The sequence below is a fragment of the Lelliottia sp. genome, from assembly GCF_045627565.1.
GTDB lineage: Bacteria > Pseudomonadota > Gammaproteobacteria > Enterobacterales > Enterobacteriaceae > Enterobacter.
In genome coordinates this window covers 1-6,783 of the sequence record NZ_JAZQNX010000022.1, presented here as the reverse complement: position 1 = coordinate 6,783, position 6,783 = coordinate 1, and the positions used below count along the sequence as shown (strand labels likewise).

8 protein-coding genes and 2 pseudogenes are annotated in these 6,783 nt (G+C 48.9%); 9 read left to right on the top strand and 1 reads right to left on the bottom strand.

What is annotated here, in order from left to right; translation table 11 throughout:
- The first annotated feature begins 278 nt into the window (after nucleotides 1-278).
- From ACKI5T_RS12275 to ACKI5T_RS12240, 8 genes are all read left to right on the top strand, one after another.
- The gene (locus tag ACKI5T_RS12275; RefSeq protein WP_407437754.1) at nucleotides 279-809 is read left to right on the top strand and encodes an HNH/ENDO VII family nuclease; all 531 of its coding nucleotides are present in this window, start codon (nucleotides 279-281) and stop codon (nucleotides 807-809) included.
- Between the two features lie 8 nt (nucleotides 810-817).
- Complete coding sequence (locus ACKI5T_RS12270; RefSeq protein ID WP_407437752.1) at nucleotides 818-1,237, top strand: SMI1/KNR4 family protein; 420 nt, start codon at nucleotides 818-820, stop codon at nucleotides 1,235-1,237.
- 267 nt (nucleotides 1,238-1,504) lie between these two features.
- The gene (locus ACKI5T_RS12265) at nucleotides 1,505-1,792 is read left to right on the top strand and encodes a damage-inducible protein J (RefSeq protein ID WP_407437750.1); all 288 of its coding nucleotides are present in this window, start codon (nucleotides 1,505-1,507) and stop codon (nucleotides 1,790-1,792) included.
- Entirely contained in the window at nucleotides 1,789-2,094 is a 306-nt protein-coding gene (locus ACKI5T_RS12260; RefSeq protein WP_407437748.1) for a type II toxin-antitoxin system RelE/ParE family toxin, read from the top strand. The genes ACKI5T_RS12265 and ACKI5T_RS12260 overlap by 4 nt, the downstream gene beginning before the upstream one ends.
- A 278-nt stretch (nucleotides 2,095-2,372) precedes the next feature.
- Entirely contained in the window at nucleotides 2,373-3,278 is a 906-nt protein-coding gene (locus tag ACKI5T_RS12255; protein WP_407437747.1) for a hypothetical protein, read from the top strand.
- Entirely contained in the window at nucleotides 3,278-3,781 is a 504-nt protein-coding gene (locus ACKI5T_RS12250; RefSeq protein ID WP_407437746.1) for a contact-dependent growth inhibition system immunity protein, read from the top strand. The genes ACKI5T_RS12255 and ACKI5T_RS12250 overlap by 1 nt, the downstream gene beginning before the upstream one ends.
- Before the next feature lie 378 nt (nucleotides 3,782-4,159).
- Nucleotides 4,160-4,594, top strand: coding sequence for a hypothetical protein (locus ACKI5T_RS12245; RefSeq protein ID WP_407437744.1), 435 nt, complete (start codon nucleotides 4,160-4,162; stop codon nucleotides 4,592-4,594).
- The gene (locus ACKI5T_RS12240) at nucleotides 4,591-4,842 is read left to right on the top strand and encodes a hypothetical protein (RefSeq protein ID WP_407437742.1); all 252 of its coding nucleotides are present in this window, start codon (nucleotides 4,591-4,593) and stop codon (nucleotides 4,840-4,842) included. The genes ACKI5T_RS12245 and ACKI5T_RS12240 overlap by 4 nt, the downstream gene beginning before the upstream one ends.
- Before the next feature lie 87 nt (nucleotides 4,843-4,929).
- Here ACKI5T_RS12240 and ACKI5T_RS12235 read toward each other — a convergent pair.
- Nucleotides 4,930-6,080, bottom strand: a pseudogene (locus ACKI5T_RS12235) (IS3 family transposase).
- Nucleotides 6,081-6,582: 502 nt separating this feature from the next.
- On the opposite strand from ACKI5T_RS12235, the pseudogene ACKI5T_RS12230 reads away from it, so the two are divergent.
- Nucleotides 6,583-6,783 (top strand): annotated as a pseudogene (locus ACKI5T_RS12230) (hypothetical protein); the annotation flags it as partial.

Sequence of the window (6,783 nt, the reverse complement as noted above, 5' to 3'; positions counted from 1 at the left end):
CGCGTATCGGGGCGTTGGGTCCGGCGCGGCAGACTGCACAGGGAGAAATGGGCTGCAAGCTGCTGACGGCAAAGGGGAAATGCTGCTGCGGCGGCCATCTTCGCAACGGATAAAGTTGTTGTGGAGAATAACTCGCTGAGTGATATCGCCGAGAACAAAGCCTCGGGGATGACCCAGCAGGAGAAATACCAGAAAGCACAGGATGATCTGAAAAAGTCACCGACGACTTTAAAACGAAGAACTGCGCTGGACTCAGTGCTGATGCATGCGGTGCTAAGATGGATGCGCACCGGGATGAACTGCTGGCTGGCTTTGCGGAAGCGGGCAGCGACTTTATTCCTGTCTACGGTGATATCAAGAGCTTCAAGGAAGCTGACAGTGCGCTGGGCTATCTGGCCGCAGTCGTTGGTATACTGCCTGGGCTTGGCGATGATATCAGTTCTGCGAAATACTTTGGGCAGGAGAGGAAGTTCTGGTCTTCTGAGCCTGTTGAAATAAATGGTAATAAGGTTTACCAGCGTAATGATTTGTTTGACCCCGGTTATGTTGACCCTAAGTCAGGGAAAACAAATCTTGAGTTGATGCAGGGAGGACGTGCACCTATTGGCACTGATGGGAAACCAGTAAACCTGCATCATATGTTGCAAAGTCAAGATGGGCCTATTGCAGAAGTAACCCAAGGTTTTCATAAGGATAATCATGGCGTTATTCATATCAATGATAACAGTATACCTTCTGGTATAAATCGCTCAGACTTTAACAAGTGGCGCTCTGATTATTGGAAGCAACGAGCTTACGGTTTCAAATAGGTGACGATATGACTAATAGCTTGAATGAGGTTATTGAAGAGTTAAAGGTAGTATCCGGTGGTGAACGGAATAATATTCCTTTGCCGGATAATGCCCTTATTTCTCAATATGAAAAAGATATAGGTTTTTCTTTTCCATCCGATTACAGGAAGCTTCTTCAGGAAGTCGGAAATATATATTACGGGACAATCGAACTACTATCTGTTACGGCAGATAAAGAGTTTTACGGTGAGTTGTCAACTGCTATGAAAGATGCAATAAGCATCGGCATGCCTGAATCATGGCTACCAATTTGTGAAGATAATGGCAGTTATTATTGCCTAGACCAACAAGGCCGTGTCCGATATTGGACTGGAGATGGTGGTAGTGAAGAACAGTGGCCTAATTTAGCCTCTTGGGTGAAAGATGTATGGATCGGTGGCAACTAAGATAAATGTAATCCCGCCCATCGCTGGCGGGATTTTTTTGCTCTGAATCATCACTACACAAGACAAAATATTTTTTTAGAGTACATCTATAACAGGCACTCTAAACACTATCCCATCAGGCAATATACACGCAGGTGTCGGTGCGGGCGTTGCAGGCGGTTCATGCCAGCACCCATCCGGCAGAGCGGGAAACAGAAACCCCGGATGACAACCCGGAGAGCAACCATCATAATGACAACACAACTGACACCATGTGAGGTTATGACGATGAGCAGCACTATCCACTTCCGTATCGACGAAGAAACCAAACGTCTGGCAATGCAGGCGGCAGAACGGCAGCAGATGAGCCTGACAGAGCTGATGCGCCAGCGTGCCGAAGAGCTGGCCGCCGAAGAGCGCCGGCATCAGAGCAGTGAGCATGAAGGCTGGCTGGAAGAACAGATAGCACAGGCGTTCAGCCGTCATGATGCAGGCGAAGGCGAGTACATCAGCAACGATGAAATGGAAAACCGGATGAACGCGCTGAAACAACGGGCCATGCGGGGTACGCTGTGACGATCAGTGTTGAATGGGAAAAACGCGCACAGCACGACAGGGAGAACATCTTCCTGTATCTGAACCGGGAAGCAGGTGCGCTGGTCGCCATCGCTGCTGATGACCGTCTGGCAGGCATGGCGACTATCCTTGCAGAAAACCCGCTTGCCGGGGTGAAAGCCGGACGCTCAGAGAAGCAGCGTAAACTGGTGGTGCCTCACTTCCCGTTCATCATCGTGTATGTGGCGGAAAAGGCCTGTGTGCGCATCCTGCGCGTCCTTCATACCTCCCGGAAGATAGCCGGGCAATACAGTCAGAACTGAGGCCAGCAAGGCCTCTCCAGCCTCATCCCATCGACTCCCGGATAATCCCGTTAAAAAGCCTTATCAGCCACTTACAGACGCTTCTGTGCGCTTCGGGGTGGTTCTGCTGCGCGTCACTGATATGATGGTGGTGCGGCAGACTCCTGTGTCACGTCGGGGCGGTAGCGTCTTCGTGCCAGAAACGCACGTCGGGGCAAAATGCCGCCAGCCTTGGAGCGTACTAACAAAAATGGTCTGTAACCTGCTGACAGCCCAGGGAAAACACCTCTGCGTTCTCAATGATCGTGTCGGAACGGGTTGTTGTTGAAAATAACTATCTGAGCAGTAATCAGGAACTGACCTTTGATAAAGAGCTGTCAGATTGTCGCAAATCCGGTGGTGACCGCCAGGAAGTTATTGATAAATGGAATCAGGTCAGCGATAAGCAAAGCGCGGAAACTATTAAGAAGCTGGAAGACGATCCGGTTGGAGCACAGGTTTGGGATAAAGAAGTTGCTCAGGGTGGGTCGGATATGGCAAGTCGCCCAAGCTGGCTTGGCAGCATTGGCGCAGACGTGATGACCAGTGACGAATCTAAAGCCTATGTCCAGCAGTGGAATAGTCAGGATCTTGCGAACATTGATGAAAACAGCCCGACCTGGGCGAAGTTTGCGGTATTTACCTCAGACCCGGAAAATCAGGCCATGCTACTTTCGGGTGGGTTACTGGCGAAGGATGTAACAAAAGCGGCTATATCATTCATGAGCCGCAATTCGGCAACTGCGACGGTCAAAGCATCACAGATCGGTATGCAATGGGGCCAGGGCAATATGAAACAAGGCATGCCGTGGGAAGATTATGTTGCGAAATATCTTCCCGCTGATTCCCGTTTGCCTCAGAATTTCAAAACCTTTGATTACTACGATGGTGCTACCAGTGTAAAATCAATGGATACGCAGACTCTAGCGAAACTGACTCATCCGAATCAGGTTTACAATTCAATAAAAGGAAACATTGATGCTGCGGCTAAGTTTAAAGAATATGCGCTCTCTGGGCGAGAATTAACTCCATCAATGATCTCTAATAGAAATATACAGCTCGCTGTTCCTGTTGACACAACTAAAACACAGTGGGTAGAAATCAATAGGGCTATTGAGTATGGTAAATCTCAGGGCGTCAAAGTGACAGTAACTCAGGTGAAATAATGGCTTTTAATAAAGATCAAGATTACTGGTCGAATATATTTTCTACACCAGATTTTTTGAGTGTTGAAACTTATTCAGGATTAGGAATGACAGGCAGAGATCCATTGTTTCCACCACATTTATTACTGCCTGATGTAGATAATAAAAGCCTAGGGGAGGAGATCCTACAGGCATTGTCTGACAGCCGTACACTAGACGTTTTGGAGGATCGAGTGGCTTTTTTCGATCTTGAAAAAGGTAAAGAGCAATATGCAGCTTGGATAGCTACTCTGATGGAGAAGTATGGTTATAGAACAAAACGTGCATTATTTAAAAATATGAAAAAAGCGGGCATCCATCTGGTAAATGATGTAATCACAATCCGGCCTTCATTCCATGAAAAGCTAGAGGCATGGAGTGGTAACAGGATCAATGAATCTGATTATGTGGTACTTACAGCAGGCAGTTCCCCAACCGATATCGGCGCGGGTCTTCGTTTGGCACTGAGTCGCTGCAAAGGTTAACCTGGATACCGAAACGAAGCAGAGTCTGGAGATCATTGTGGCTACGGTGACACAAATTTTGGATTCGGCTGTGGCATAGCAATTAAGTAAAATCGTTGATGCTAGCCTTAAGGTTGTAGCGAAAGATAATGTTGATGGTACTAATTTTTCAGATTGAATCGCCACAGGTTTATTTTTGATTACATAGAAATGTTTTATAACAGTAGGCGTCGGCATGGCTCGAGCGAGCAGATGCCACCGGCTGAATATGATAACCTATATTATCAACGACTCAGAAGTGTCTAGGTTATCCGTGGCGATTCAGTTCTGAATCAGGCTCAGGGCATTATAAATACCTGGGGCTACCATGAATCTAATGCGAGCATAGGGAATGCTCCGTTGGCAACATTAGGTGGTGGTGTATTAGGCAGCACTATAAAAGAAAGCATGATGACCAATGCTGCTATAGGTACTGCCGTTAACGTCAGTGCTCAACTAAATGGACCTGATCCATTTAGTTATGTTGACGCAATAATGGCTGGCGCCACTGCCGCTGCTACAACCGGGCAAAGCTGGAAGGCTTCTGCTGCCATAAATATGGGGGGAGCGGCTATAGGAAGTGCTATTAAAGGTGAAGATCCGACTAACTCTGTGATAAGTAATGGTTTTGGTAGTGTGGCTGGCAGTTTAGGAGGAAAAGTTGTTGATTCGTTGTCTCCGGTAACGAATCAAGTGACAAAGGATGTCATTGGTGCAGTTACAGGTTCTACTGCTTCTGAAGTTACAGCAAAAGCTATAAAAGATGAGTTAGATAAGCGGGAGAAGAAGCAATGAATTTCTTCAGCAAGGTTGGTATCCTTTGGCTTCTTTTTTTAGTTGTGTACTGTACTGTTTTAATCTCTGTCGTTCTTTTTATATGCCAACTAGCAGTGTCAACAATTTTCTACTTCAATGATGGAGTATTCCTTTTTGCATGGGAAGATGCATTATATATCGCATTAAAAAAAGGTAGCATTGCAGGAGTAGTATTAGGTACTGGAATATGGTTGAAAAATAAATTGCATGAGCGTCATAGGAAATAATAGTCGTTGAGAATAATGCGCTGGCAGTTCCTGCTCCGGTGCCTGTACCTGGTGCACTGATCTTACCCACATAATGTGGACACGACCCTAAGCGAGGTTCTGGTTTTCAAATTGTTCCGGGCTGAGCCCACCACAGGTACTGTGGCGACGCCACCGATTGTAATCACACTCGGTATAATTAAACACCGTCGTTCGCATGATTTCCCGGCTGATAAAACGCTCCCCGTGGATACATTCTACCTTCAGCGAGTGGAAGAAGCTTTCTGCACAGGTATTGTCGTAACAACAACCCTTTGCACTCATACTTCCGCGCAGTTTATGTCGTTTCAGCAGGGCCTGATAGTCTGCTGGGCAGTATTGCCCGCCGCGGTCCGTATGCACGATGACATTTTCCGGGCGCTTACGCCGCCACAGTGCCATCTGCAATGCATCACACGCCAGTTGTGCCGTCATTCGCGGCGACATCGACCAGCCGATAACGGCACGCGACTACAGGTCAATCACCACCGGGAGGTACAGCCAGCCCTCGTCGGTGCGAAGATACGTGATGTCTCCTGCCCACTTCTGATTCGGACCACTCGCGTAAAAATCCTGTTTCAGCAGGTTCTCTGACACGGGCAGGCCATGTTCACGGTAGCTGACCGGGCTGAACTTCCGGGCAGCCTTTGCACGAAGTCCCTGACGTCGCAGGCTGGCGGCAATGGTTTTGACGTTGTACTCAGGCAGTTCGTCAGCGAGACGAGGCGCACCATAACGCTGTTTTGCCTCAGTGAATGCCTTACGGACAGCAGTATCACAGACCATACGGAACTGCTGACGTAGTGTTATCTGCTGACGACGCAGACGCCACGCATACCAGCCGCTGCGGGCGACCCGCAGTACCCGGCACATGGCTTTGACACTGAACTCAGCCCGATGATTTCCGATGAAGACATACTTCATTTCAGGCGCTTCGCGAAGTATGTCGCGGCCTTTTGGAGAATAGCCCGCTCCTCTGCCTGTTCCGCCAACTGGCGCTTAAGACGGGCAATTTCAACGGACATTTCCTGCTCACGTCCGGAAGAGTTGCGGGCATTGTTAACCTTACTGCGCCAGGCGTAGAGCTGAGATTCGTACAGGCTGAGTTCCCGTGCAGCGGCAGCAACACCGATACGTTCCGCAAGCTTCAGGGTTTCGTTGCGGAATTCAGGCGAGTGCTGTTTGCGGGGCTTCTTGTTTGTTGAAGCTGGTTTTGTCATGAGTCACCTCTGGTTAAGAGTTTACTCACTTAGTCACGCGTCCACTATTCGCGGGTAGGATCAAACAGGTCAGGGCACAGTCCCGACCCCCGGTGGAATTAGTGCAACAGAATGCAATTTAGTGCAATAGGGAAAGATATTACGTCACATTAGTGCAATTCATTACAATTTAATGAAACTGTGCATTATATTTTTCGTGCCCGGGAGGCACGTTACCGACTGTATACACAGTCGTGTGCCAAATAGGCCTCCTTTGAATCCCCTGGGTGAGCGGGCGCTGTGATGGGTACAGTGTTACCTGCACTACGTCCGGCCGAACCCGCACTGTAAGGCGTTGTTCATCGCACTGGACGGCGTGGAGGGGCTGAATCCTGCCTCTTTTATCCACTGGGGTAACATTACGGTTAATGACACCAACACGCTCAGCGCTGTCACCAATGGCACCATCACCAGGCTAATCAGAAGCAGGGTGTGGCGAATCTGAGCCGTGAACGGCGAATGCGTGGAGGAGAAGGCCGCCGGTCAGAACGCCGCGTTAAAAGAGGAACTGCACCAGCAAAATCCTCAGGCCACAGAGGCGGAGCTGAACGCTGCCGTGAAGAACGACAGCCGTTACATCAACGCGGACAAAGAGTACGGTCCGGGCAGTGATTTCTGGCGGGCGACTTCCGGTGCCACAGGGCTGATAGCGGGTATTCTTGGC